The sequence below is a fragment of the Prauserella sediminis genome (assembly GCF_014195435.1).
Classification (GTDB): Bacteria; Actinomycetota; Actinomycetes; order Mycobacteriales; family Pseudonocardiaceae; genus Prauserella; species Prauserella salsuginis.
This window is the reverse complement of record NZ_JACIBS010000016.1, coordinates 1-25,389: the sequence shown is the minus strand read 5'-3', so window position 1 is coordinate 25,389 and position 25,389 is coordinate 1. Positions and strand designations below refer to the sequence as shown.

Genomic DNA, 25,389 nt, shown 5'->3' with positions numbered 1-25,389 from the left:
GGACCGAGTTGGTCTCGATCCTGGTGCCGGATCTCGGCAACCCGATGTTCCAGTCGGTGCTGCGCGGGATCAGCAGGGCGGCCGGGGTCGAGGGGTACCGCGTGCTGGTCACCGACAGCCACGAGATGCCGCTCGAGGAACCGTTCCTGGCGCAGGAGACGCGGTTGCGCACCGACGGGCTGGTGCTCTGCTCACCGCGTTCGCACGATCAGGAGCTCCTGGAACTGGCGGGGAAACTCGAGCCGTTCGTCCTGGTCAACCGGCACGTCGAAGGTCTGCTCGCACCGATGGTCGCGGTGGACTACGCGGCCGGAATCCGCGCCCTCGTCGCTCATCTCGCCGGCCTCGGGCACCGGCACGTCGCGTATCTGTCCGGCCCGATGGCCAGTGTGTCGAACCAGGAGCGGCTCGACACACTGCACGCGTCGGCCGAGGGGCGTTTCGAGCTGACGGTCCTCGAATGCGGCTCGATGCACGAGGACGGCTACGAGGCGGCCGACCGGGCTCTCGGCACCGGAGCGACCGCGATCATCGGCTACAACGATCTGGTGGCCCTCGGCGCGCTCGGCAAGTTCCATGCCATCGGGGTGTCGGTGCCGGACGAGGTCAGCGTGGTCGGGTTCGACGACATCGCGTTCGCCCGCTACGCCTCGCCGATGCTGACCACGGTCGCCGTGCCGCAGGAAGCGCTCGGCGAGGAGGCCTGGCAGCGTCTGTCGGCCGTGCTGCGCGGGGAGGAACCGCCCGCCGACGTGTGCTTCACGCCGCGGCTGGAGGTCCGGCAGAGCACGGCCAGAGTCTCGCGCTGATCCGTCCGGCGCCTGCACGAAGACTGTTCGGCCACGACCGATCCGGCATCCGGTCTTGACAGCATCGCGCCCGCGGCTAGGGTGAGAAACCGGTTTCTCGCACGGTGTGGCCGTGCGTGCTCCATCAAAGCCGATCGGAGTTTCTCGTCCCATGTCACAGTCCCCATCGAGGCCGCCGATGCCGGCCAGGGCGTTACGCCTGGGGCTCGTCGTCGTCGACCGGACGACCGATGCGCTGACCCTCCTCGGTCTCGTGGCCATGGTGCTGGTGGTCAGTTGGCAGGTCTTCGCCCGGTTCGTCCTCGGATTCACCCCGGGCTGGGCCTCCGAGGTCGCGTTGCTGTTGCTGTGCTGGCTCGCCTTTCTCGGTATCGCCAAGGGAATTCGGGAGCACAGCCACATCGCCGTCGGGTTCGTCGTCGACCGGTTGCCCGGGATCCTGCGGGCCGTCGCCATCCGGATCGCGCCCGCGCTGATGGCCGCGTTCGGTGGCTACCTCGTCATTCAAGGCGGTGAGTTCACGCAGCTGATGATGTATTCGACGTTGCCGGCCACCGGTCTTCCCACCTCCGTGCAGTACGCGGCGATGCCGGTGGCCGGTGTGCTGATCGTCGTCTACAGCCTGCTGCAGCTGTTCGGTCTGATACCGCTCGATCCGCCGGATCCGGGGTCCGATGCCGGCACGGCGGGTTCCGCTCCTTCCGGGGAGGGGGATGACCGATGATCGACCCCGTCGCCGTCCTGCTGCTCTTCGGCGGGTTCGCCGTGCTGATGCTGTTGCGCGTCCCCGTTGCGTTGGCGCTCGCGGTCTCGTCGATCGCCGCCGCGCTGTGGATCTCCGTTCCACTGCCGCTCGTCGGGCAGAAGATGGTCCAGGCGCTGAACTCGTTCCCGTTGCTGGCCATTCCGTTCTTCATCCTCGCCGGTGAGGTGATGGCCGGTGGTGGTGTCGCCCGCAGGCTGATCGACCTGGCCAACGTCTTCGTCGGCTGGCTGCGCGGCGGTCTGGCCATGCTCAACGTCGTGGCCAGCACCTTCTTCGGCGGTATCTCCGGCTCCGCGGTCGCCGACACCTCGTCGGTGGGCTCGGTGATGCTGCCGATGATGCGCGAGCAGGGTTACCCGGCCAACTACTCGGTCGGTGTCACCGTCTCGAGCGCCACCCAGGGCGTGCTGATCCCGCCGAGCCACAACATGATCATCTTCGCGCTCGCCGCTGGAGGCAGTGTCTCGATCGGCGGCGTGTTCATGGCCGGTGTCGTACCCGGCCTGCTGATCGCGGCACTGCTGCTCGTGGCGTGTTACGTGATGGCCAGGAAACAGGGCCACCCCAAGGGGCAGCCGATTCCGGCGAGGGACGTGCCGAAGATCGTCTGGCAGGGACTGCTGGGTCTGCTGACGCCGGTGATCGTGATCGGCGGCATTCTCACCGGAGTGTTCACCGCGACCGAGTCGGCGGCGATCGCCTGCCTGTGGGCCGTGCTCATCACGTTCGGTGTGTACCGGGAGGTGCCGCTGCGGGCATTCACGGGCATGCTGCGCCGTTCGGTGAAGACCCTCGGCACGGTGCTGTTCCTGATCGCGGCGGCGGGCGCCTACGGGCATCTGCTGACCGTGCTGCAACTGCCCGAAGCGCTCACCCAGGCGCTGCTCGGGCTGTCCGACAACGCGGTCGTGATCCTGTTGCTGTGCAACGTCCTGTTGCTGGTCCTGGGATCGATCATGGACATGGCGCCGCTGATCCTGATCACGACGCCGATCCTGCTCCCGGTGGTCACGTCGCTGGGTATGGACCCGATGCAGTTCGGCGTGATGCTGCTGCTCAACCTCGGCATCGGCCTGATCACGCCACCCGTGGGCAGTGTGCTGTTCGTCGGTTCCGCGATCGGCGGCATCCGCATCGAACAGGCCGCCCGCGGCGTGCTCCCGTTCTATCTGCCGATGGTCGCCTGCCTGCTGCTGGTGACCTTCGTCCCCTCGTTGTCGTTGACCCTGCCCCACTGGCTCGGTTTCTGACGGCGGCTCCCCGTTCCCCGTGAAAGGAGACATATGCGCAGCGCAGCGCTTCGTCGAATGACCACGGTCGCCCTGGCGGCCTCGCTCGGACTCGGTCTGGCCGCATGCGGCGGCGCAGGCGGTGCCCAGGAATCGGTGACCTGGCGGCTGGCGGAGACCCATCCGGGCGACTATCCGACCACGAAGGCCGACGAGTGGTTCGCCGAGGAACTGAGCAAGCGTTCCGACGGCCGGATCCAGGTCGACGTGTACCCGGACGCCCAGCTCGGCGAGGAACGGGACGTCCTAGAGCAGATGCAGATGGGCTCGGTCGAACTCAACCGCACCAACGCGAACCTCGTGGGCGAGTTCGTCCCGTCGTGGAAGGCCTACGGCATCCCGTACGCCTTCGCCAGCGAGGAGCACTTCTGGAACTTCCTGCAGGGCGAGGGCGGCCAGGCCAAGCTCGACGAACTGTCCGAGATGGGTGCCGTGGGGTTGGCCTATTACGACTCGGGAGCCCGGTCGCTCTACACCAACGGAAAGCCCGTCGAGAAGCCGGAGGATCTGGCGGGCCGCAACATCCGGGTACAGCCGGGTTCGATCACGGCCGAGGTGGTCGAACAGCTCGGCGGCTCGGCGACGACGATGGACTTCGGCGAGGTCTACAGCGGCATCGAGACCGGTGTGATCGACGGCGCCGAGAACAACCTGCCCAGCTACGTCTCGACGCGGCACTACGAGGTCGCGGACAACCTGACGCTGAACGAGCACCAGCGAGTGCCCGAGGTGCTGATGATCTCCCAGTCCGCCATGGACCAGCTGTCCGAACAGGACCAGCAGCTCGTGCGTGAGGTGGCCGAGGAGTCCACGGAGGTCCAGCGCGAGCTGTGGCAGGAAGAGGTCACCGCGAGCCGCAAGACACTCGAGGACGCGGGTGTGACGATCACCGAGGTCGACGACAAGCAGCCGTTCGAGGACGCGGTGGGCGGCCTGAAGGAGCGATACGCCGGCCAGTACGGCGACTTCATGGACGCCGTCGAGGCTGCGGAGAAGCAGTAGCGGTTTCGCTACGGAGAATCGATGTTCCCCGTCGTGCGGGCACACCCTGCCCGCACGACGAGGCCACCATGTGTGAGGAGTAGGAATGCGGGTCCTCGTGACCGGAGGGTCGGGACGACTGGGTCGCAATGTGGTCGGCGCGCTCGCCGCGGCGGGCGACGAGGTCGTCTCGGTGGATACGGCGCCGGAGCAGCGCGACGACGACGTCGTGACGTTCCCGGCTGATCTCACCGACGCCGGTGAGTGTTATTCCACGCTGGCGCGCTTCCGTCCGGACGCGATCGTGCATCTGGCGGCGATCCCGGCGCCGGGGATGCGTAGCGAGGTCCGTACGTTCACCACGAACACGGCACTGTCCTACAACGTCTGCCAGTCCGCGGCCGACCTCGGTGTCGGGCACGTGCTGGTGGCGAGCAGCCCGACGGTGATGGGATACGGCAACCCGGCCGGATGGCAGCCGTCCTATCTCCCGCTGGACGAGAACCATCCGGTGGCGCCGTGGAACGCCTACACGATGTCGAAGGCGGCCACCGAGGACGTCGTGCGGGCGTTCGCGCGCCGGGGTGAGGGCCGGTTCCACATCTTTCGTCCCTGCTTCGTGGTGTCACCGGAGGAGTGGCGCGGCGCCCCGACCCAGGGTGGTGGCACGGTGCGGCAGCGGCTCGAGAACCGGAGCCAGGCGGCGGTGTCGCTGTTCAACTACGTCGATGCCCGTGACGCGGCGGAGTTCGTCCGGTTGCTGTTGGCGAAGGCGGAGCACGTGCCGAACGGCGAGACGTTCTTCGTGGCGGCGGCCGATGCGCTGGCGGAGAAGCCCCTGAGCGAACTCCTTCCCGAGCACATGTCCGTACCGGACGAGATCGCCGGGCAGCTGACCGGCACCGCGTCGGCGTTCGACACGAGCAAGGCGCGTGGGCTGCTCGGCTGGGAGCCGACGTACGACTGGCGCACGGAGCTGGTGTGAGCGCCGCCGCGGGGATCGCCGAGCTGAGGTGCGCGAGCACCCGGTTGCCGCTGCCGGGGACGTGGGACGGCGGAGTCAGCTTCCACGACGTCGTCGTGGCCCGGCTGCGCGACGCCGGCGGCGCCGAGGGCACGGGGTTCAGCTGGACCCCGCGCGTCGGGGCGAGTGCCGTGCGCGCGTTGCTCGAGGACGAGTGCGCGGATTTCCTGCGCGAGGCGGGAACCCATCCGATTTCGGTCTGGGAGGCGCTGTACGCCCGGCTCCACGAGGCCGGACCCGGTGGTATCGCGGCGATGGCGCAGGCGGCCGTCGACATCGGACTGTGGGACCTGCGTGCCCGGGTGGCGGGCACGAGCCTGGTGGACCTGCTCGGCAGGCGCCGGGAGATCGTGCCTGCCTACGCCAGTGGTGTGAACCTCGACTACAGCCTGGATGAGCTGAAGGCGCAGGTGAGCCGATGGGTCGAGGCCGGGCACACGGCGGTGAAGATCAAGGTCGGCTCCGCCGAGCTGGACCGTGACCTGGAGCGCGTCGCGGCGGTGCGCGAGCTGATCGGCCCGCACGCCAAGCTCATGGTCGACGCCAATCAGCGATGGGACGTGCCGACGGCCTCGCGCGCCGTCAACGCGCTCGAACGGTTCGATCCGTACTGGATCGAGGAGCCGTTGCCCGCCGACGACCTCGCGGGACACGTGCGGCTGCGGTCGACGACGCGGGTGCCGTTCGCCGTCGGGGAGAACCTGCGGACCGTGCGGCAGTTCCGGGACATGCTGGCGGCCGGCGTGTGCGACATCGCGCAGCCCAACGTGGTCCGCGTCGGCGGGATCACGCCGTTCCTACGGATCGCCGAGCTCGCGGCCGCCTACGACGTGCCGGTGGCGCCGCACCTGTTGCCGGAGATGTCGGCGCAGCTGGCACTGTGCGTGCCCGTGGTGTCCATGGTGGAGGCGATCGACCGGGCGTCACTGCAGGAGCTCGGTGGGCTGGCCGAACCCTCGGGGGTGACCGTCGACGCCGCCGGAGCCCGCGCCGACACCGGCCCCGGCCACGGACTGGTGTTCGATGTGTGACGCACGCGCCGAACGGCCGGTCTCCCCGTGGGGAGACCGGCCGGGCCGTCCGGTGCCGGTGGTCGGGTGCCGGTCAGGTCAGTGCGAGCACTCCGCTGAGGGCCAGGGCGATTGCGAACGCGATGCCGCCCATGAACGTTTCCATCAGCGTCCAGCTCTTGAGCGTCGTCCGGATGTCGATGTCCATGTAGCGGTTGAACAGCCAGAACCCGGAGTCGTTGACATGCGAGAGCACGGTGCCGCCTGCGGCGATCGCGATGACGACGAGCGCGATCTCCGGCTGCGACATGCCGGACTCCTGGATGAGCGGGGCGACGATGGGCGCGGTCGTCACGATCGCGACCGTCTTCGAACCGAGTGCGACACGCAGCGCGGTCGCGATGAGGAAGGCGAGCACGACCGCGGGCAGTGCCGTGCCGGACAACGCGCCGGCGAGCGCCTGGCCCGCCCCCGTCGCTTCGAGTACCGCGCCGAAGATTCCGCCCGCGCCGGTGACGAGCAGGACCAGTGCCACCGGGCCGAGCGAGGCCGACGCGGCCTTCTCGATACGTTCCATGCTGAAGCCGCCGCGCAGGCCGAGCAACCAGAACGACAGGAGTGCGGCGACCGTGAGGGCGACGACCGGAGCGCCGACGAACTCGAGGGTGCTGCGGACCGCGCCCTCCGGGAACACGACGCCCGCGAACGTGTTGAGCATGATGAGCAGTACCGGCAGCAGGATGACGGTGACCGTCACCTTCAGCGACGGCGGAGCCTGTACGGCCGTACAGGCTCCGGAGGCGCCCGCGCCGCTGTCGCCGTCGTATGCCGCCTGGCCGGACTTCTCCTGAGCCTCACCGACCAGCTGCGCCGGAACCGGAACGTTCAGCCGGTCGCCGATCCGGGTGCCGAACAGGTAGGCACCGAAGAACCAAGCGGGCAGGCCGCAGATCAGGCCCATGATCGCGATCCAGCCGAGGTTGCCGCCCAGCAGGCCGGCCGCCGCAACGGGGCCCGGGTGGGGTGGAAGGACCGCGTGCATGATGGCCAGTCCGCCGACCGCGGGCAGGGCGATGCTGATGACCGAACGGCCGGAACGCTGGGCGACGGCGTAGATCAGCGGCAACATGATGATGAACCCGACGTCGAAGAACACCGGGATGCCGAAGATCAGCGCGGTCAGCCCGACCGCCAGGGGTGCCTTGCGTTCGCCGAACGCGGCCAGCAGCCGGCTCGACAGGACGCCGGCCGCGCCGGACTCCTGCATGACGCGGCCGAGCATCGCGCCGAGTGCCACGATGACGGCGATCTCGCCGAGCGTGTCGCCCATGCCCTCCTCGAGGACAGCGGGGATCGCGGACGGTTCGAGGCCTGCGGCGATGCCGACGACGATGCTCACTACGAGCAGTGCCACGAATGCGTGCAGCTTGGCCTTCATGACGAGCAACAACAGCAGCGCGATGCCGCCGGCGACGAGCAGCAGGAGCGCCCACGACGGCAGGGTCCATGCCGTGTCCGGTTGTTCGGCAGCCAGGGTAAGAGTGTTCACAGGCTTCATTGCCTCCTGAGGACGGCACGCGACACGCGCGTGCCGGGATATGGGGACGAATTACGGGGAGCTGGCAGCGGCGTCGGGTCAGCCGCGGTCGAGGGCGGGGCGTTTCGGGTCGAACGTCCAGCCGGGGACGAGGTAACGCATCGCGGTGGCGTCGTCGCGCGCTCCGAGTCCTTCGCGCAGATACAGCTCGTGCGCAGCCTCGACTCGGTCGAGGTCGAGTTCGACGCCGAGCCCGGGGGCGTCCGGAACCGGCAGCAGGCCGTCGGCGATCCGCAGCGGCTCGCGGGTGAGCCGTTGCCCGTCCTGCCAGATCCAGTGGGTGTCGATCGCGGTGATCTCGCCCGGCGCGGCCGCGGCGACGTGCGTGAACATGGCGAGCGAGACGTCGAAGTGGTTGTTGGAGTGCGAGCCCCAGGTCAGGCCCCAGTCGGCGCAGAACTGGGCGACTCGAACCGATCCGCTCATCGTCCAGAAGTGCGGATCGGCGAGCGGGATGTCGACGGAGCCGGCGCGCACGGCGTGGCCGAGCTCGCGCCAGTCGGTGGCGACCATGTTCGTCGCGGTCGGCAGACCCGTCGTGCGGCGGAACTCGGCCATGGTCTCGCGACCGGAGTAGCCGGCCTCCCCGCCGCACGGGTCCTCGGCGTAGGCGAGGACGTCGCGCAGGTGGTGCCCGAGCTCGATCGCCTCGGCGACCGGCCAGGCGCCGTTGGGGTCGAGCGTCACGCGGGCGTCGGGGAACCGCTCGGCCAGTGCCCGAACAGCCTCGGCCTCCTCGCGGCCGGGCAGGACGCCGCCCTTGAGCTTGAAGTCGCGGAAACCGTAGCGATCGCGGGCCGCCTCTGCCAGGCGCACGACGGCGTCCGGGGTCAGTGCCTCCTCGTGGCGGAGCCGGGCCCAGTCGTCGGCGTCCGCCGGTTCGTCGGACGGCGACCGGTAGGGGAGATCGGTCCTCCCGCGGTCACCGACGAAGAACAGGTAGCCCAGGACGGGGACCTGCGACCGCTGCCTGCCGTCCCCGAGCAGCTCGGCCACGGGCACGTCGAGCTGTCGGCCCAGTAGGTCCAGCATGGCCGATTCGACGGCGGTCACGGCGTGCACCGTGACGCGCAGATCGAAGGTCTGGTTGCCGCGTCCCGCTGCGTCGCGGTCGCCGAAGCGCTGCTGCATGTCGCGCAGCACCGAGCGGAACCGGGCGACGGATGATCCGACGACGAGGTCGGCCGATTCCTCGAGCGTGGTGCGGATCGGTTCGCCGCCGGGTACCTCGCCGACGCCGGTGTGACCGTCCGAATCTGTGAGAATCACCAGGTTGCGGGTGAAGAACGGGGCGTGCGCTCCGCTCAGATTGAGCAGCATGCTGTCGTGGCCGGCGACGGGGACCACGCGCATCCCGGTCACCACCGTGCGTTGCACCGATGTCATCACTGTCCTCTTCGACTGTTTCCGTGGTGGCCGGTCCGGGTGCCGGCTCCGAACGCTCGGAACCGGCACCCGGACGGGGATCGCTAGTGCTTGCCAGGAGCGCCGTCGACGCGGCGCAGCACGCCGTCGGGATTGCCGTCGGCGATCGGGCTCGGTAGCAGTTCGGGCGGCACGTCCTGGTACGACACGGGGCGCAGGAACCGCTCCACGGCCCGCGTGCCGACCGAGGTCGTCCTCGAATCCGATGTGGACGGATACGGCCCGCCGTGCACCATGGCGTGGCCGACCTCGACGCCGGTGGGCCAGCCGTTGAACAGCACCCTGCCCGCCATGAGCTCGAGCGTCGGCAGCAGGGCGGCGGCGTCCGGCTCGTCACCGGTCCCCGTGTGCACCGTTGCGGTGAGCTGCCCTTCGAGGGCCTCGGCGACCGCACGGACCTGGGCAGCGTCCCGGCACCGCACGACGATGCCGCAGGCCCCGAACACCTCCTGCTGCAACGCCTCGTCGGCTGCGAACCGTTCGGCGTCGGTCGCGAGCAGAGCCGGGCGGCAGGTGATCGGCCGGTCGGACTCGGAGCCCTGGGCGAGTACCTCGACGCCGTCGTGGCCGGACAGCGTGGTGACGCCCTTGGCGTAGGCATCGGCGATCCCGGGGGTGAGCATCGTCGCCGGGTCCGTAGCGGTGATCGCGGTCGTGGCAGCATCGACGAACCGCTGCAGGTCCGGCCCGTCGACGCCGATGACGATGCCGGGGTTGGTGCAGAACTGGCCCGCGCCGAGGGTGAGGGAACCGACGAACGCGGCGGCGATCTCCTCTGCCCGGTCGGCCAGCGCGCCCGGCAGCAGGAACACCGGGTTCGTGCTGCTCATCTCGGCGTAGACGGGAATCGGTCGGGGCCGTGCCTGCGCGGCGGCGACGAGCGCGAGGCCGCCCTGGCGGGAGCCGGTGAATCCCACGGCGCGGATACGCGGATCGGTGACGAGTGCCGTGCCGAGGTCGGGGCCGTGGCCGAACAGCAACGAGAACGTGCCCGCGGGCATGCCGGTCTCGGTGACCGCCGCGGCGATCGCGCGCCCGACGAGTTCGGAGGTCCCGGGGTGGGCGTCGTGCCCCTTGACGACCACGGGACATCCCGCCGCGAGTGCCGACGCGGTGTCGCCGCCCGCGACCGAGAAGGCAAGCGGGAAGTTGCTGGCACCGAACACGGCGACGGGTCCGAGCGGCACGTCCCGTTGGCGGATGTCGGCGCGGGGCGGCGTGCGGTCCGGCTGCGCGGGGTCGATGCGCGGGATCTCGAGGTTGCCCTCGCGCAGCAGGGTGGCGAACATGCGCAGCTGTCCCGTGGTGCGGCCGCGCTCGCCGGTCAGCCGGGCCACGGGCAGACCGGACTCGGCGTGTGCACGTTCGACCAGCGCGTCGCCGATCGCCTCGATGTTGTCGGCGATCCGTTCGAGCAACTCCGCACGCTTGCTCAGCGGCTGCGCGCGGTAGTCGCCGAACGCGTCCCATGCGGCGGCGCATGCGCGGTCGACGTCGTCGTGGGTGCCGTACGTGAAGGCGGGCTCCATTTCCGCTGCCGTGGCCGGATCGACGGCGCGGATCGTGGTGCCGCTGCCGGTGACCGGCTCACCCGCGATGATCATCTGACCGGTCGGTGTGCTCATGTGTTCTCCTTGGGAACGCGGGAGATCAGCTCGTCGAGCTGCTTGAGTTCGTCGTCGTCGAGATCGGTCAGCGGGGCACGAACCGGCCCCGCGGGACGCCCGATGGCCTTCATGCCCGCCTTCACGATGCTCACCGCGTAGCCGGCCTTGCGGTTGCGGATGTCGCAGTAGGGCAGGACGAACTCCGCGAGGTAGTGGTCGACCGTGGCGCGGTCGTGGGCGAGTACGGCGCGGTAGAAGCGCTGCGCGAACTCGGGCACGAAGTTGTACATGGCCGACGAATAGGTCGTCACGCCCATCTCGAGGTAGGGCAGGGCGAACGTCTCCGCGGTCGGCAGGCCGCCGACGTAGGTCAGCCGGTCGCCGAGCCGCGTGTGGATGCGGGTCATGCGCTCGATGTCGCCGACGCCGTCCTTGAAGCCGACGAGGTTGGGGCACGCGTCTGCGAGCCGCGCGACGGTCTCGTCGGTGTAGATCGCGTTGGCCCTGCTGTAGATGATCACGCCGAGCGACGTGGCCGCGCAGACGGCCTTGACGTGTTCGACGAGCCCGTCCTGCGACGCCTCGGTCAGGTACGGCGGCAAAAGCAGCAGCCCGTCGGCGCCCGCCCGCTCGGCGGAGCGCGCCAGTTCGACGGCCGTGGCGGTGCCGTATCCGGCGGGGGCGATCACCGGCACGCCGTCGGGCGCCTCGGCGACGGCCGCGGTCACGACCGTCGACACCTCGTCGGGCGTCAGCGAGAAGAACTCGCCGGTGCCGCCCGCGGCGAAGAGCCCGGCCGCGCCGAAGCCGCTCAGCCAGGCGATGTTCTCGCGGTAGGCGGGCTCGTCGAAGCTCAGGTCGTCCCGGAAATGCGTCACCGGGAAGGACAGGAGCCCGTCCGACAGCTGCCGGGCTGTTTCGTGGGGCGTGAACTGGGACATTGCGTACTTCCTCCAGGGTGGTCTGGCCCGTGAAGGCGACGCTAGGCTCGACGAGTAATGCACGTCCAACTCTGTTTTCGCATCCTCTGATTCAGGAATTGCATCGATGTTCACGATCCACCAGCTGACGGGCTTCGTCGCCGTCGCCGAGGAAGGGCACTTCGGCCGTGCCGCCGAGCGGCTGAACATGACACAGCCCCCGCTGAGCAGGCAGATCCAGCTGCTGGAGAAGGAACTCGGGGTGAACCTGATCGACCGCGGCGGCAGGACGGTCCGCCTCACCCCTGCCGGCCGCGCGTTCCTGCGAGACGCCCGCAGGCTGCTGCACGACGCTGCGAACGCGGCGCAGTCGGCCAGGCGGATGACGGCGGGACGTGCCGGTCTGCTCAACCTCGGATTCACGGCGACGTCCGGATACGGCGTCCTCGGCACCGTGCTGCGCACCGTGGCCGAGCGGCTCCCGCACGTCGAGGTCGTGCTGCAGGAACTGGTCACCCGGGATCAGCTGGACCGGATCTCGACCGGCACGCTGGACGCGGGCCTGGTGCGGCCGCCGACGCCGCCCGGTGTGGAGTCCCGCCTCGTGGGCACGGGGGCGCTGGTGGCCGCGCTGCCAGCCGGGCACCGGCTGGCCGGCGAGCAGCTGCTGCCGCTGGAGGCGTTCCACGGGGCGGACGTCGTCGGGTACTCGCCGCTCGAGGCGCGCTACTTCTACGACCTCGTCGTGGGCATCTTCGGCGAAGCGGGGGTGCGGCCGACGTACGTGCAGTACGTCTCGCAGGTGCACACCGTGCTGGCGCTGGTCGAGGCGGGGCTCGGGATCGCGCTGGTGCCGGCGACGGCGGCACGGCTGCGGTTCGCCGGGCTCGCCTTCCGGCCCGTGGAACTGCCGGTTCCGGACCCGGTCGAGCTGCGGGTGGCGTGGCGCGCCGAGAACGACAACCCCGCGCTCGCAGCCTTCCTGGAGCTGTTCACCGCCGCCGACGACCGCGGTGACCCGGTCCTCGACCTCGGCGACAGCGCCGTGGGCGGAACGTCCGAATAAGACCGCCACACCCACTGGCCCGACGCACCCACGGGCCCGACGTACCGGTGCCCGGCCGGGGACGTGCGGTCCGCCGGCCGGGCACGGTGGGAGCAGCGGTGTCAGCGGACCCCGCGGGTATGGAAGGCGGCCGCCAGTGCGGCCAGGCTCACGAACGACACCGCGAGCAGGTAGTACCCGGGCGAGATCTGCGAGCCGGTACCGGCGACCAGCGCCGCCGCGATCGTCGGTGTGAACCCGCCGAAAACGCCCACTGCCGTGTTGTAGCTGAACGACAGCCCCGTGGCGCGGGCCCGCGCGGGGAAGACGTCGGACATCACCGACGGCAGCGCGCCGAAGTAGCAGGCCTTGAGTATGCCGAGAATGGTCATGACCGCGGCCAGGGTGAGGAACGACGGAACGTGGGTCACCCAGACGAACAGCGGCACGACACCTCCGCCGATGAGCAGTGCCGCGGGCACCATGATCGGCAGGCGGCCGAACCGGTCGGCCAGCATCCCGACGAACGGGGTGAGGAAGGTCAGGATCACCCCTGTGATGAGCAGTGCGGTGAACGACAGGGAATCGTCCAGTCCCAGTTGCTCGATGCCGAACGTCGGCAGGTACTGCAGGATGAAGTTCAGCGCCGTCGACACCACGAGCGCACCGCCTGCCATGAGCAGGCCACCCCAGTGGTCGCGGAACACCGCCAGCATGGGCGAGCGCCGCCCGGTGGCGGGCGCGCCGCTGTCGTCGGCGACTGCCGGGGACTCGTCGACGTGGCGGCGGATGTAGTACCCGACCGGGCCGATCAGCAGCCCGAACACGAACGGCACCCGCCAGCCCCAGCTCGTCATGGCCTCGTCCGACAGCAGCGCCGTGAGACCGGTGGCGAAGCCGGCGGCCATCAGCGTCGCCAATCCCTGGCTGGCGAACTGGAAGCTGCCGAAGAACCCTTTGCGGCGTTCGTTCTGCTCGACCAGGAACGAGGTCGCGGCACCGAACTCACCGCCCGCGGCGAAACCCTGGATCAGCCGGGCCACCACGACCAGCAGCGGCGCGGCGAGCCCGAGCGTGTCGTAGCCGGGCATGACGGCCATCAGGAACGTGCCTGCGACCATCAGCCAGATCGTCAGCACCAGGGCCTTCTTCCGGCCGTGCCGATCCGCGTAGGCGCCGAGGACGAGGCCGCCCAACGGGCGGATCAGGTAGGTCACGCCGAACACGGCGTAGGCCTGCACCAGCTGGGCCCCGGGTGCTCCTTCGGGGAAGAACGTGCTGCCGATGTAGGTCGCCATCAGGGCGTAGATGGCCAGGTCGAACCATTCGAGAGCGTTGCCGATGGTGGCGGCGGCGATCGCGCGCCGGGCCGACACCGGGGTGCGCGCGGGCGCCGTGGCCGAGGCCGTCATCGGGCGTCCTCCCGTCCGAGGGTCGGCAGCGGGTGATCGGTTGTGGGGTGGCCGATCGCGTCGAACAGGGTGGCCGCGAGGACGATTCCCTCCCGGGCGATCGGTGCGAGCAGGTGCTCGTCGGGTGCGTGCTGCAGGCACCCGGGATACGAGTGCGGTAGCCACAGTGCCGGCATGCCGAGTACGTCGGTGAACACGAAGTTGGGCAGCGAGCCGCCGATGTTGGGAAGTACGGCGACGTTCCCGCCGGTGGCCTCCTCGAGCAACGCCCTGGCCCAGCGTGGCCACGGTCCGTCCACATCGGTGCGGCTGGCCGCGAACCGGCCGGTGATGCTCACGTCCACCGTCGGATAGCCGTGTTCGGCAAGGTGGGAGGCGATGAGCTCGCCGGCTCTGTCGACGTCGGTGCCGGCGACGTAGCGCAGCTGCAGCACCGCCTTGGCCCGACCGGGAATGGCGTTGACGGGCCGGTCGACGTCGGCGGCGCCGAGGGCCAGGACTTCGAGGGTGTTCCAGCCGTACAGTCGCTCGGCCGGGGTCAATCCGGGTTCGCCCCAGCCGTCGTCGGGCACCGGGTCACCGGGGCTCGCGGCCACTCGCACGTCGGCGAGCGCCTCGCGGATCTCGTCGGGCAGTTCGGGAGGGAGCAGCTCGGGGACGCGGATGCGGCCGTGCCCGTCGACGAGGCTCGACACGGCGCCGGCCAACGTCGTCGCCGGGTTGCGGAGAAGTCCACCCCAGTTGCCGGAATGGTACGAGTCGGTGCGCAGGTCGACGTCGAGTTCGATACCGAGGCCGCCGCGGGAGCCGAGGAACAGCGTCGGTGTGGCGGCGTCGAGCCGCGGGCCGTCGGAGGCGAGGAACAGATCGGCTGCCAGCAGCTCGCGGTGGGCGGCGGCGAACTCGGCGAGCCCGGGTGAGCCGATCTCCTCGCCCGTTTCGAACAGCATCGTCAGGTTGAATCCGAGCTCACCGTGTTCGGCCAGCAGCAGCCGCAGCGCGGCGAGGTTGACCAGGTGCTGGCCCTTGTTGTCGGCGGCGCCCCGCCCGTACCAGCGGTCACCGTCGACGGTGAGCCGCCACGGGTCGCGGCCGTCGCTCCACTGCTGTCCGAGCCCTTCGACGACGTCCGCGTGTCCGTAGCACAGCACGGTCGGCCGGTCCGCGGATTCGACACGGGTGCCGACGAGAAACGGTCCGCCCGCGGGGTCCGGATTGGCGTGTTCGGTGACGGTGCAGCCGAGCTCCGTGAGCGCCGGCGTCAGGACCTCGTCGAGGTATGCCTTGATCGCAACGCGGCCCTCGGCGGTCGCGCTTTCGGTTGGGTAGCTGACCAGTCGCGCAAGTTCGTCGCGGAAACCGCCGGAGTCGACGTAGCTCTCGGCGTTTCGGCGGATCTTCTCGGAAAGCACGGAATCACCCCGGGCTGCTCGACGGTGCCTGGTCGAGCAGATTAGGGGATCGACACGGCGGTCACCATTGCCGTTTTCGCCATCGACCGTTCTAATATCGGCAACGCTCACGAAAGGCGGTCGTGATGCAGCTGCTGCCGATGGGACTGGCCTATTTCGCGGAGGTCGCCCGGACGGGCTCCGTCACCAAGGCGGCGGAGTCGTTGCAGGTCGCGCCCTCCGCGATCAGCAGGCAGGTCGCCAAACTCGAGGCGGACCTGCGTCTTCCGCTGTTCGACCGTAAGCCACGCGGCATGGTGCTGACCGACGCCGGGGCGCGACTGTTGGCGCACACGCGCCGCAACGAGGCCGAGTCGGCGGCGCTCGTCGACGAACTCCGCGCCGGCTCGGCCCACGACGTGCGGCCGGTGATCGTGGCGTGCTCGGAGGGTTTCGGCAGGCGGCTCGTGCCCCGCGCGATGGCACGGTTTCGCCGCGAGCGTCCCGAGGTGACGTTCGAATTGGACATCGTCTCCCGGCAGGAGGCGACCCGGCGCGTGGCGGAGGGTATCGCCGACATCGCCGTGACCTACGCGATGGGACCGCAGCACGACGTACGGGTGGAGTGCGCGAAGGTCACCGACGTCGCCGCGATCGTGCCCGCGGGCCATCCGCTGGCACGGCGAGAACGCATCGGGCTCGCGGAGCTGTGCGAGTACCCGCTGGCGCTGGCCTCGCCCAGCACCAGCCAACGCGAGCTGTTCGACCTCGGCGCCGGCATGGAGGGCCTGACCGTGACGCCGGTCCTCGTGTGTGACGAACTGGCGCCGCTGCACGAGTTCGTGCGCGACGGTGGCGGTGTCGCGCTGATCGGTGATCTCGGTGACCTGGACCGCGACGGGTCCTCCGACGGCGTGTCCTACGTCCGGCTCGACCATCCGGTGTTCCGCCAGCGGGAGGCACAGGTCCAGACGATGCCCGGCAGGAGGCTGCCTGCGCCGGCCATGCAGTTCACCGGTCTGCTGGTGTCGCTGCTGCGCGGCCAGGCCGGCGACGACCCGGCGGCCGCGGGAGCGGTCTGATCCACGCGCCGCGTGCGCGTGCGGCGGCCTCGGCTCGTGTCGCCGCACGCGGGCACGGATTCCGGCGAAGCCGCCGGCGTGTCCGATCAGGACGCCGCACCGCACCCCGGACGTCCCCTGGAGTGCCTTCGCGCGGGAGATGCGCGCCCGCGGATAAGGATTCGTTCATCTCGGCCCCATGAAGTCCTCATTCGCCGCCCATAGCGTCCTGTCCGGTGAGAGCGCGGGAATCGTGCGACCACCGACCCAGCGCCACCGGGCCAGCGTCGTCCCACCGTTGCCGTCCAGCCAGGGCCGCACTGACACCTGCCGCCGGAACAGCGTCGGCCGTGCACGTGCCGCCCGAACAGTGAGGAGAACCGCACCATGACCGTTTCTACGGAACAGGACCGCACGCTCGTGCCGCCGACCTGGCCCGAGGCAGCGCCGTCCCCGACGCGCCTGAGTCCCGACCGGCTGCGGCGCGCGAAGAAGGCCTACACCACTCGGTTCGTCGCCGCCGGTATCGATGCCTCGCCCGAGGGGTACGGCCTGCTCGACGGTCCGGACGTGACCCCGCAGCCGGGCGAGGTCGTGTTGGCGAGGGTGGAGGCCATCGGGATGCACAAGCGACTGGAAAGCCCCGTCGGCCGCAGGCAGACGCTGTTCCCGGGCGACGAGATCCTGGTCGCCTACGGCCACCGGTACGCCCCCGACCAGTTCGAAGCCGTCGTGCCCGGCGATCTGGGCCCGGCACATCTCGTCGCGGCGGGCGGCATCGCCGCACTGGCGACCGACAAGCACCGGGACATCGAGGACGCAACGGCGATCCGCCCGCTCGGGCTCCTCGCCGACGCCCACGGCGTCGTCGCGCTGCGCCGCCACGCCTCGCGGGCACTGCTGCCGGACACGGCCGCCCCGGCCCTTACCACGGGACCTGCGGTCATCGGCGTGGTCGGTACTTCGATGAATTCCGGAAAGTCCACCACCGCCGGCTCCCTCATCCGAGGGCTGGCCCGGTCCGGGTTGCGGGTCGCCGCGGGCAAGGTGACCGGCACCGGCGCGGGCGGCGATCCCCACGGGTTCGTGGACGCGGGCGCGTCCGAGGTCCTCGACTTCACCGATTTCGGTTTTCCCACGACGTTCCGGCTGGCCCACGACGAGGTGCGCGCCGTCCTGCTGTCGTTGGTGACGCACCTGTCGGACCCGGGGACGGACGTGGTCGTGCTCGAACTCGCCGATGGTCTCTACCAGGAGGAGACGGCCCGGCTGCTCGCCGACCCGCTCTTCGCCCGGGTGGTCGACCGGGTCGTCTTCGCGGCGGACGGGGCGGCCGGAGCCGCGGGCGGTGTGGCCCTGCTCGCGGAGCGAGGGGTGCCGGTCGGAGCGGTCAGCGGGGTCCTCACGTCGGCGCCCCTGGCGATGCGGGAGGCACGGTCCGTGCTGGACGTGCCGGTGATCGACACGCTTTCGCTCGCCGAGCCCGACGTGGCGACGGCGTTGCTGTGACGGCCTCCGACGTCCCACCGGACGCGGCGGCTCGGGCGGCACCGGCAGCGGCATCCCTGCCACCCCTGCTCACCGGCCGCAGAAGGACGATGGTCGCGCTGCTCGTGTGCGCCGGACTCGGACAGGCGGCGCTGGCCGGTGTCACCGCCCTGAGCATGCCGCGGCTGTTGCAGGCGACACCGGCGGATCGATGGTTCTGGGTGGGAGTGCTGCTGCTGGCTGCACTGTGCATGAGCGGTGTTCGCGTCGCCGAGTGGATCCTGGCCGAGAAACTCGGCCAGGACTATGTGCACCAGCTGCGCCGCGGTCTGCTGGCCGCGGCGCTCGCGGAGGGGCGTGGTCCGTCGTTGGGGACCACGATCGCCCGCGCGACCAACGACCTCGCCGCGGTGCGCAACTGGATCGCGTGGGGTATCGCCCCGCTGGCCGGTGCGGTGCCGCTGGTCGCGGGGGTGCTCGTCGTGCTGGCGCTGGTGCATCCGGTGTTGGCGGGAGCGGTGGCGGTGCCGATCGTGCTGCTCGTGGTCGTGTTCGGACTGCTGGCGCGGACCGCGTACCTGCGTGCCCGCAGCGTGCGCGCCGCTCGCGGCAGGCTGGCCGCGCAGGTCAGTGACACGGTGGCGGCGGGCACCGTGATCCGCGCGGCCGGCGGCGTCCGCCGCGAGCTCGGCCGAATCGCCCAGCGCAGCGCCGACGTGCGGGCGACCGCCGTCCGCCGTGCCCACGTCGCCGGATACCTCCGCGGCGCCGCCGTCGGCGCGGCAGCGATCGCCACACTCGGAGTCGTCGTCGCGGGCGCGTGGACGGGGCTCGAGCACGCGGTGGTGGCCACGACGATCACGATCGTCGGGGTGCTGACGACGCCGATCCACGACCTCGGCCGCATCGTCGAATACCGGCAGTCGTTCCTGGCGGCCCGCCGGATCCTCGCGCCCGCGCTCGTCACGTCAACGCCCGATGGGAGGCAGGCCAGGACGCAGGCGCCACGCCAGGGCGATCCGGGACCGTCCGGGGTCCACGTGCACGACCTGTGGCTCGACGGCAACCGGGTGCCCGGCCTGGTGGCCGCACCGGGAGCGCGCGTGGTGCTGCGCAGCGAGAATCCCGAATGGGTCGACGCCGTCATCGGCTTGCTCGCGGGCACCACCACGGCCGGTGGCAGGGCGCGGGGCTGGGTACGGGTGTCCGGACAGGACCTCGGGAGTCTGGCGCCGGAGGAGCGTCGGCGGTACGTCGGCTTCGCGGCACGCGGCGCTGCTCTCGAGCGCGGCACGATCGCCCGCGCGGTGCGCTACCGCCATCCCGCCTCGACGGAGCCGGTGGACCGGGAGCTCGCCGCCGTCGGGCTCGCCGAGCGGGTCCGGAACCTGCCGAAGGGGGAGCGGACCACACTGCGCCGCGGGGGAGAACCGCTGTCGCCCGCCGAGCGCGCACGGTTGCAGCTCGCTCGCGCGTGCTACCGGCGGCCGCCGTTGCTGGTGCTGGACCGCATCGAGGAGCAGCTGGGCGCGGGTGGTGCGGACCTGCTGCGGGGCGTGTTGGCCGACTACCCGGGCGTGGTCGTCCTGGCCACCGACGCGGCCGAGGACATCGCCGGCGAACCCGAGGTGTGGGACCTGACCGCGGCGGCGGGCGAGCGGGCCCGCGCGACGTCGGCGGGCTTCGGCAGGGACCGGCATCGCACCGAGGGCGTCCGGTGACGGCGCCCCGGAACGGGCTGCTGCGTCGTCGTGGGGCTGCTGCGTCGTGGGGGCTGCGGAGTGCACGGCCGGAACGGCGACTCCCGCGGAGCCGCTCGCCGGCGGTGTCCGCTGATTGCCTGTCGCGGTCGCGGCGCGCGATCATGCCTCGATGGGCAGTGGATCCTACGACGGGCGTTATCCACCGATCGAGCCGCACGAATCCGGGATGCTGGAGGTCGGCGACGGCCATTCGGTCTACTGGGAGGTGTCCGGCAGCCCCGGCGGCAAGCCCGCCGTCGCCCTGCACGGTGGTCCCGGCACCGGCAGCTCTCCGCGAATGCGGAGCCTGTTCGATCCGGACCGCTACCGCGTGATCCTGTTCGACCAGCGCAGCTCCGGGTGCAGCACCCCGTCGGCGGCCGATCCGGTCGCCGACCTGTCGGCCAACACCACCCAGCATCTCGTGGCCGACATCGAGGCGCTGCGGGTGCACCTGGGGATCACGCGCTGGCTGGTGTGGGGCGCCTCGTGGGGCGTCACGCTCGCGCTCGCGTACGCGCAGGCGCATCCGGAGCGGGTGACCGAGTTGGTGCTCGCGGCCGTGACCGACGGCGACCGGCGCGGCACCGACTGGATCACCCGCGACATGGGCCGCGTGTTCCCGCGTGAGTGGGAACGGTTCCGTGACGGCGTGCCCTCCGCCGAGCGTGACGGCGACCTGGCGGCCGCCTACGGCCGGTTGCTCCACGATCGCGACCCCGAGGTCCGCGCCGAGGCCGCACGCCGATGGTGCGAGTGGGAGGATACCCACATGTCGCTGGCCCCCGACGCGGAGCCGTACCTGTCGGTCGCCGACCCGGTGTTCCAGCTGACGTTCGCCCGCCTCGTGACCCACTACTGGTCCCACTGCAGCTTCCTGGACGAGGGGCAGCTGCTGCGTGACGTCGAGCGGCTCCACGGGATACCCGCCGTGCTGATCCACGGGCGCTACGACGTCAGCGGTCCGCTCGACACGGCGTGGGCGCTGCATCGCGCCTGGCCCGGCAGCGAGCTGGTGGTCCTCGACGACACCGGACACCGTGGCGGCAGCATGACCGCGGCGATCACCGCCGCCACCGACCGTTTCGCACCTGGGGCGTGAACAGGATCGGCGGAAATGTACGGAGTCGACGACAGGTCAGCGGGCCCTCGGCCCGACAAGCAATGTGTGCCCCCGGTGAGACTCGAACTCACACTTGCACGATTTTGAGTCGTGTGCCTCTGCCAATTGGGCTACGGGGGCGGGTGGGCTGCCGACTGTACTCGACGCGACACAGCGGGCGGCATTCGGGTTACCACGTCCGGCGGCTGCTGTGGTTTCCGGCGTGTGATCACCTTGCGTGGCGAAGGCCATCGTCACGACCGGCCGGGGAACCGGTAACCTGCACCTAGCGGAAACCGCTATGTCTTGCCTGATCGATCGTCCCAGGAGGAGCCCTGTGACCGAAGCGGCTACCGAGGCCAGCGAAGGCGCCGCCGCACCCCAGCGCCGTGTGCTGGTCGCGGAGGACGAGGCGCTGATTCGCCTCGACCTCGTCGAGATGCTGCGCGAGGAAGGCTACGAGGTCGTCGGCGAGGCCGGCGATGGTGAGGAAGCCATCAAGCTGGCGACCGAGCTGAAGCCCGACCTCGTGATCCTCGACGTGAAGATGCCGAAGCTCGACGGTATCGAAGCCGCCTCGAAGATCACGGGTGACCGGATCGCCCCGGTGGTGATCCTGACCGCGTTCTCACAGCGTGACCTCGTCGAACGGGCACGCGAGGCCGGGACGATGGCCTACCTCGTCAAGCCGTTCGCCAAGCGCGACCTGGTGCCGGCCATCGAGCTGGCCGTGAGCCGGTTCGCCGAGCTGCAGGCACTCGAGTCCGAGGTGGCGGGTCTGACGGACCGGCTCGAGACCCGGAAGGTGATCGACCGCGCCAAGGGTCTGCTCATGTCCCAGCAGGGACTGAGCGAGCCGGACGCGTTCCGGTGGATCCAGCGCACGGCCATGGACCGGCGTTCGACGATGAAGGACGTCGCCGAGGCCGTGATCGAGAGCATCGCCGACTGACGCGAGCGGGACCGGGCGCCGTCCCGGGTCCCCGAACCGCACCGGGCCCCGTCACCACACCCGTGGTGACGGGGCCCGCGTCGTCGGAAGCCGCAACGGCCCGCGGCGGAGCCGGAGTCGGCAGCGCGGCTCCGTGCTACGTACCGGCGCGATCGGCCGCCTTGTGGAGCGCCTTGCGGGCCGCCTTCGCGACGGCCTTGTCCGAATGGTGCTCACCGACCGCGGTGAGGACGGTGACCGTGTCCGGGTGGTCGACCCGCCACATCGTGTCGACCGGTCCCGTCGCGCCCGCCGGGATGATGTGCTCGATCACCGCGGTGACCACGTCGGACTCGTGCCTGCCGAGCCTGCCCGCGATGGCGTCGACGGCGAGCCAGGCCAGCTCGGCATCGCCCAGATCGCTGTCCTCACCGCGCAGCGCGGCCGTTTCGAGCCGGGCGTGCAACCGGAGGGTGGGTACGTCCTCGACCTCCTGCCAGGCCGCCTCGGCCTCGGCGCCCGCGTGTTCGCGGACCAGCGTGATCGCGTCCGCGCGGCGCGGAGCGTCGCCGTCGGCGGCCACGGCGAGGAGCGCACGCGCCCCGCCGAGCGGCGTGTGGGCGGCGAACCAGACCGGCGCCTCCGCCTGGATCTCCCCGTCGAGGCCGTGGGCGAGGACGTCGATCAGATCGGTGGCCGCCATGTCCTCCGGCGCGGGCAGCAGCGGCATGTCCACACCGGACTCGACGAGCTCGCCGCGCAACGAGGCGGCGGCCAGCGGTGTGAGCCGTGCGACGGTGCCCACGCTCGCGGCGGCCTCGTGGGAGTCGTCGAGCTCCACGGCGCCCAGGTCGGCGAGCCTGCCCAGGAGCACCTCGGCCGGGTCGCCGTGCTGTGCCGACCATGCGCGCCACGCCGCGCCTGCTTCGTCGGCGGGAAGGTCGTCGGTGGCGATGTCGGCCATCATGTCGCTGATCGCGCCTACGGGAAGGCCCACGCGCCAGGTCAGCAGGAGCGGTACGAACCAGGCCGACGTGCCGGTGAAGTCGAGGGTCTCGTCACCCGCTCGGTCGGCGTCGGCGGGCAGGCTCCATGCGAGCAGGGTGTTGAGCGCGTGCCCCCACACCGTGAGCACCTCGTCGTCGTCACCGCCGGGCCATTCGTCGAAGGCGGGGCCCTCCGACGGCACGACCTCGTCCGCATCGCCCGCCTCGTCGTCTTCGGCACCGGAGTCCTCGGCACCGGAGTCTTCGGCGTCGTCGAACTCGACGAAACCGACGTGCGAGGCGAGTTCCGCCACGGTGGGAAGGTCCGTTTCGGACACTTCCGCCGCGTCCGCCGCCGTTGCGAGGTCCTGACCGTCGATGACGGCCTCCGCCAGTGCGCGGGCGCGGGTGAGCAGCGGCGAGCGGCGTGCCTGCTCGGCGAGTTCGTCCTCGGCGGGCAGCCGGACCGGGCCCAGCCGGTCGGGGAGGTTGTAGAGCGTCTTCAGATCCTGTTCGTTCTCGGCCAGCCGCGGCCGGTCGAGCGTGCCGAACAGGGCGGTCTCAGCGTCGTCGAGCTCACCGAGCAGCTCGCCGTGCCTGTCCTCGTCGATGCGCTCGGTGTCGAACGCGAAGTCCAGCATCAGGTCGACGGCGTTGACCACGTCGTTCGGGTCGTCGTCCGGGCGGGCCGCCGGGTACACCTGGAGCAGCAGCCGGGTCATGTCGCCGTCACGGAGTTCGCCGAGGTCGCGCACTCCGCACTCGTCGGCGAGCAGCTGCAGCGCGGTCGTCGCGACGTCGGGGTCGACCTCGAATTCCGGTTCGTCGGCGAGGTAGTCCTCGATGTAGGAGGCCAGTTCGACCACGGGGAGCGGCACGTCGTCGGAGTTCATCCGGTCAGGCTATCGGCAGGTCGCCCGGTAGCCGCCGCCCCCGTGGGCGGGCACCGGGCGCGACGTCGGCCTGTGGTCAGGCCGACGGAGGGGCGTCGCGGACCATGCAGGTCAGCCTGGCGGTGCAGCTGCGCCGGCCCGCGTCGTCGGTGATGACGATCTCGGCGGTCACCGCCGAACGGCCCACGTGCACGGGCGTCGCGACCGCGGTGACGGTGCCGGACGTGACCGCACGGTGGTGGGTGCAGTTCAGGTCGACGCCGACGGCGATGCGGCCGTCACCGGCGTTGAGCGCAGCGACGGTCGAGCCGAGCGCTTCGGCGAGCACGGCGTTGGCGCCGCCGTGCAGCAGCCCGTACGGCTGGAGGTTGCCTTCGACGGGCATCGTGGCCGTCACGCGTTCGGGCGAGAGCTGGCCGAATTCCATCCCGACCTTGTCGTTGAGCTGCTGGGCCGCGATCTCGGGGGTGAGCCCCGCCAGCGACTCCCGAAACGCCTGCTCAGAACCGTTGTTGGTCACTCGTCTCTCCTCGGTCTAGGGACAGGCAGCGCTGTCGGACCCTCACCCTAGACTCACGGGTGTGAGTCCAGACGCGAAGACCGATGAACCGTTCGCAGGCACAGCATCGTCGGCGGACGCAGCACCCTCGGCAGGAACAGCTGCACCGTCGGCGGACACCGAACCGTCCGCCGCCACACCGCCGCCCGCGTCGTCGGCTGTGTCCGCGCCCGCCGACGCAGGGACGGGGACTCCGCGACTGTTGCTGATCGACGGCCATTCCATGGCCTACCGCGCCTTCTACGCCGTGCCGGCGGATCGTTTCCGCACGTCGACGGGCCAGGTGACGAACGCGGTCTTCGGATTCACGTCGATGCTGATCAACCTGTTGCGGGACGAGGAGCCGACGCATCTGGCCGTCGCGTTCGACGTCTCGCGGCAGACGTTCCGCACGGAGACGTTCGCCGAGTACAAGGCCAACCGTTCGGCCACCCCGGACGACTTCAAGGGCCAGGTCGAGCTGATCAAACAGGTCCTCGGTGCGTTGACGATCCCGGTGCTGGAGAAACCGGGCTACGAGGCCGACGACCTGATCGCCACGTTGTCGACGCAGGCGACCGGTACGGGCTACGAGGTCCTCATCTGTACCGGGGACCGGGATGCGCTGCAGCTCGTCACCGACACGATCACGGTGCTGTACCCGAAGAAGGGCGTCTCGGACCTCGTCCGGTTCGACCCGGACGGGGTGCAGGAGAAGTACGGCCTGTCTCCGGTGCAGTACCCGGACTTCGCGGCCCTGCGCGGCGACCCGTCGGACAACCTGCCCGGCATCCCGGGAGTGGGGGAGAAGACGGCGGCGAAGTGGATCCGCCAGTTCGGATCCCTCGGGGACCTGGTCGACCGCGTGGACGAGGTCAAGGGCAAGGCAGGTGACGCGCTGCGCTCGCACCTCGACGGCGTACTGCTCAACCGGCAGCTGACGGAGCTGGTGCGGGACGTCCCGCTGGCGGAGGCGCCGGCGGACCTCGAGGTCAAGGCGTGGGATCGCGACGCGGTACACCGGCTGTTCGACGAGCTCGAGTTCCGCGTGCTGCGTGACCGGCTGTTCGCGACCCTCTCCAGCGCCGAGCCCGAGGCCGACGAGGGCTTCAGCGTCAGCGGCGGTGCGCTGGCGCCCGGAACTGTCGCGGCGTGGCTGGCCGAACACGCCCCGGCTGGCACGACCACCGGACTCGCCGTGCGGGTCACCGGCACCTCGATCGCCGCCGACGCCGCATCGCTCGCGCTGGCGGCCGCCGACGGCGAGGGTGCCTACCTGGACCTGACGACACTCGACGCCGACGACGAGGCGGCACTGGGCGCCTGGCTCGCCGACCCCGAGGTGCACAAGACCGGGCATGCGCTCAAGGCT

At 70.7% G+C, this 25,389-nt stretch carries 21 protein-coding genes and 1 tRNA gene; 13 read left to right on the top strand and 9 right to left on the bottom strand.

What is annotated here, in order from left to right:
• The 6 genes from FB384_RS26065 to FB384_RS26040 form a co-directional block, all read left to right on the top strand.
• The coding region (locus FB384_RS26065) for a LacI family DNA-binding transcriptional regulator (protein WP_183787504.1) at positions 1 to 809 on the top strand (809 nt) is incomplete at its 5' end.
• A 178-nt stretch (positions 810 to 987) separates the two neighbouring features.
• Positions 988 to 1,533, top strand: coding sequence for a TRAP transporter small permease (locus tag FB384_RS26060; RefSeq protein WP_228726714.1), 546 nt, complete (start codon positions 988 to 990; stop codon positions 1,531 to 1,533).
• The gene (locus tag FB384_RS26055) at positions 1,530 to 2,825 is read left to right on the top strand and encodes a TRAP transporter large permease (protein WP_183787502.1); all 1,296 of its coding nucleotides are present in this window, start codon (positions 1,530 to 1,532) and stop codon (positions 2,823 to 2,825) included. The genes FB384_RS26060 and FB384_RS26055 overlap by 4 nt, the downstream gene beginning before the upstream one ends.
• Positions 2,826 to 2,882: 57 nt before the next feature.
• Positions 2,883 to 3,866 (top strand): TRAP transporter substrate-binding protein, encoded by a 984-nt coding sequence (locus FB384_RS26050; protein WP_228726713.1) that lies wholly within the window; start codon positions 2,883 to 2,885, stop codon positions 3,864 to 3,866.
• Between the two features lie 85 nt (positions 3,867 to 3,951).
• Positions 3,952 to 4,830 carry an NAD-dependent epimerase/dehydratase family protein gene (locus FB384_RS26045; protein ID WP_183787500.1) on the top strand — a complete coding sequence of 293 codons (879 nt, stop codon included), beginning with the start codon at positions 3,952 to 3,954 and terminating at the stop codon, positions 4,828 to 4,830.
• Complete coding sequence (locus FB384_RS26040) at positions 4,827 to 5,900, top strand: mandelate racemase/muconate lactonizing enzyme family protein (RefSeq protein WP_323985443.1); 1,074 nt, start codon at positions 4,827 to 4,829, stop codon at positions 5,898 to 5,900. Before FB384_RS26045 ends, FB384_RS26040 begins: the two co-directional genes overlap by 4 nt.
• 73 nt (positions 5,901 to 5,973) lie before the next feature.
• Here FB384_RS26040 and FB384_RS26035 read toward each other — a convergent pair whose 3' ends face one another.
• The 4 genes from FB384_RS26035 to kdgD all read right to left on the bottom strand — a co-directional run bounded on the left by FB384_RS26035 (position 5,974) and on the right by kdgD (position 11,449).
• Complete coding sequence (locus FB384_RS26035) at positions 5,974 to 7,428, bottom strand: GntP family permease (RefSeq protein WP_323985442.1); 1,455 nt, start codon at positions 7,426 to 7,428, stop codon at positions 5,974 to 5,976.
• Between the two features lie 87 nt (positions 7,429 to 7,515).
• The gene (locus FB384_RS26030; RefSeq protein ID WP_183787498.1) at positions 7,516 to 8,862 is read right to left on the bottom strand and encodes an enolase C-terminal domain-like protein; all 1,347 of its coding nucleotides are present in this window, start codon (positions 8,860 to 8,862) and stop codon (positions 7,516 to 7,518) included.
• A gap of 83 nt (positions 8,863 to 8,945) precedes the next feature.
• Positions 8,946 to 10,526, bottom strand: a complete 1,581-nt coding sequence (locus tag FB384_RS26025) for an aldehyde dehydrogenase (NADP(+)) (RefSeq protein ID WP_183787497.1) — start codon at positions 10,524 to 10,526, stop codon at positions 8,946 to 8,948.
• Positions 10,523 to 11,449 carry a 5-dehydro-4-deoxyglucarate dehydratase gene (gene kdgD, locus FB384_RS26020; RefSeq protein ID WP_183787496.1) on the bottom strand — a complete coding sequence of 309 codons (927 nt, stop codon included), beginning with the start codon at positions 11,447 to 11,449 and terminating at the stop codon, positions 10,523 to 10,525. Before kdgD ends, FB384_RS26025 begins: the two co-directional genes overlap by 4 nt.
• Before the next feature lie 106 nt (positions 11,450 to 11,555).
• Between kdgD and FB384_RS26015 the strand changes: the two genes are divergently transcribed.
• Positions 11,556 to 12,494 carry a LysR family transcriptional regulator gene (locus tag FB384_RS26015; RefSeq protein ID WP_183787495.1) on the top strand — a complete coding sequence of 313 codons (939 nt, stop codon included), beginning with the start codon at positions 11,556 to 11,558 and terminating at the stop codon, positions 12,492 to 12,494.
• Between the two features lie 101 nt (positions 12,495 to 12,595).
• Here FB384_RS26015 and FB384_RS26010 read toward each other — a convergent pair whose 3' ends face one another.
• Entirely contained in the window at positions 12,596 to 13,885 is a 1,290-nt protein-coding gene (locus FB384_RS26010; RefSeq protein ID WP_183787494.1) for an MFS transporter, read from the bottom strand.
• A complete protein-coding gene (locus tag FB384_RS26005; RefSeq protein ID WP_183787493.1) occupies positions 13,882 to 15,297 on the bottom strand; it encodes a M20 family metallopeptidase in 1,416 nt (471 codons plus the stop codon). Before FB384_RS26005 ends, FB384_RS26010 begins: the two co-directional genes overlap by 4 nt.
• 125 nt (positions 15,298 to 15,422) lie before the next feature.
• Here FB384_RS26005 and FB384_RS26000 point away from each other — a divergent pair, with 125 nt between their 5' ends.
• The 4 genes from FB384_RS26000 to pip all read left to right on the top strand — a co-directional run bounded on the left by FB384_RS26000 (position 15,423) and on the right by pip (position 20,669).
• Positions 15,423 to 16,358: a LysR family transcriptional regulator gene (locus FB384_RS26000; RefSeq protein ID WP_183787492.1), complete on the top strand. Its 936-nt coding sequence runs from the start codon at positions 15,423 to 15,425 to the stop codon at positions 16,356 to 16,358.
• A gap of 366 nt (positions 16,359 to 16,724) precedes the next feature.
• Positions 16,725 to 17,846 (top strand): DUF1611 domain-containing protein, encoded by a 1,122-nt coding sequence (locus FB384_RS25995; protein WP_183787491.1) that lies wholly within the window; start codon positions 16,725 to 16,727, stop codon positions 17,844 to 17,846.
• Complete coding sequence (locus tag FB384_RS25990; RefSeq protein ID WP_183787490.1) at positions 17,843 to 19,546, top strand: ABC transporter transmembrane domain-containing protein; 1,704 nt, start codon at positions 17,843 to 17,845, stop codon at positions 19,544 to 19,546. The genes FB384_RS25995 and FB384_RS25990 overlap by 4 nt, the downstream gene beginning before the upstream one ends.
• 151 nt (positions 19,547 to 19,697) lie before the next feature.
• The gene (pip, locus tag FB384_RS25985) at positions 19,698 to 20,669 is read left to right on the top strand and encodes a prolyl aminopeptidase (protein ID WP_183787489.1); all 972 of its coding nucleotides are present in this window, start codon (positions 19,698 to 19,700) and stop codon (positions 20,667 to 20,669) included.
• Between the two features lie 67 nt (positions 20,670 to 20,736).
• Here the strand turns inward: pip and FB384_RS25980 are convergent.
• Positions 20,737 to 20,810: transfer RNA gene (locus FB384_RS25980), tRNA-Leu, on the bottom strand.
• A 196-nt stretch (positions 20,811 to 21,006) separates the two neighbouring features.
• On the opposite strand from FB384_RS25980, the gene FB384_RS25975 reads away from it, so the two are divergent.
• Positions 21,007 to 21,621 carry an ANTAR domain-containing response regulator gene (locus tag FB384_RS25975; RefSeq protein WP_183787488.1) on the top strand — a complete coding sequence of 205 codons (615 nt, stop codon included), beginning with the start codon at positions 21,007 to 21,009 and terminating at the stop codon, positions 21,619 to 21,621.
• 136 nt (positions 21,622 to 21,757) lie between these two features.
• Here FB384_RS25975 and FB384_RS25970 read toward each other — a convergent pair whose 3' ends face one another.
• Both FB384_RS25970 and FB384_RS25965 read right to left on the bottom strand, forming a co-directional pair.
• Positions 21,758 to 23,479 (bottom strand): hypothetical protein, encoded by a 1,722-nt coding sequence (locus FB384_RS25970; RefSeq protein ID WP_183787487.1) that lies wholly within the window; start codon positions 23,477 to 23,479, stop codon positions 21,758 to 21,760.
• A 76-nt stretch (positions 23,480 to 23,555) separates the two neighbouring features.
• Complete coding sequence (locus tag FB384_RS25965) at positions 23,556 to 23,999, bottom strand: hotdog fold thioesterase (protein WP_183787486.1); 444 nt, start codon at positions 23,997 to 23,999, stop codon at positions 23,556 to 23,558.
• Positions 24,000 to 24,198: 199 nt separating this feature from the next.
• Here FB384_RS25965 and FB384_RS25960 point away from each other — a divergent pair.
• The coding region (locus FB384_RS25960) for a 5'-3' exonuclease H3TH domain-containing protein (RefSeq protein ID WP_323985444.1) at positions 24,199 to 25,389 on the top strand (1,191 nt) is incomplete at its 3' end.

Excerpts from the sequence above, each read along its gene's own strand:
- FB384_RS26000 (WP_183787492.1), top strand. The coding sequence starts at position 15,423 with ATGCAGCTGCTGCCGATGGGACTGGCCTATTTCGCGGAGGTCGCCCGG.
- kdgD (WP_183787496.1), bottom strand. The coding sequence starts at position 11,449 with ATGTCCCAGTTCACGCCCCACGAAACAGCCCGGCAGCTGTCGGACGGG.
- FB384_RS26050 (WP_228726713.1), top strand. The coding sequence starts at position 2,883 with ATGACCACGGTCGCCCTGGCGGCCTCGCTCGGACTCGGTCTGGCCGCA.
- FB384_RS26025 (WP_183787497.1), bottom strand. The coding sequence starts at position 10,526 with ATGAGCACACCGACCGGTCAGATGATCATCGCGGGTGAGCCGGTCACC.
- FB384_RS25995 (WP_183787491.1), top strand. The coding sequence starts at position 16,725 with ATGACCGTTTCTACGGAACAGGACCGCACGCTCGTGCCGCCGACCTGG.
- FB384_RS26045 (WP_183787500.1), top strand. The coding sequence starts at position 3,952 with ATGCGGGTCCTCGTGACCGGAGGGTCGGGACGACTGGGTCGCAATGTG.
- FB384_RS26015 (WP_183787495.1), top strand. The coding sequence starts at position 11,556 with ATGTTCACGATCCACCAGCTGACGGGCTTCGTCGCCGTCGCCGAGGAA.
- pip (WP_183787489.1), top strand. The coding sequence starts at position 19,698 with ATGGGCAGTGGATCCTACGACGGGCGTTATCCACCGATCGAGCCGCAC.
- FB384_RS26055 (WP_183787502.1), top strand. The coding sequence starts at position 1,530 with ATGATCGACCCCGTCGCCGTCCTGCTGCTCTTCGGCGGGTTCGCCGTG.
- FB384_RS25970 (WP_183787487.1), bottom strand. The coding sequence starts at position 23,479 with ATGAACTCCGACGACGTGCCGCTCCCCGTGGTCGAACTGGCCTCCTAC.
- FB384_RS26030 (WP_183787498.1), bottom strand. The coding sequence starts at position 8,862 with ATGACATCGGTGCAACGCACGGTGGTGACCGGGATGCGCGTGGTCCCC.
- FB384_RS26060 (WP_228726714.1), top strand. The coding sequence starts at position 988 with ATGCCGGCCAGGGCGTTACGCCTGGGGCTCGTCGTCGTCGACCGGACG.
- FB384_RS26010 (WP_183787494.1), bottom strand. The coding sequence starts at position 13,885 with ATGACGGCCTCGGCCACGGCGCCCGCGCGCACCCCGGTGTCGGCCCGG.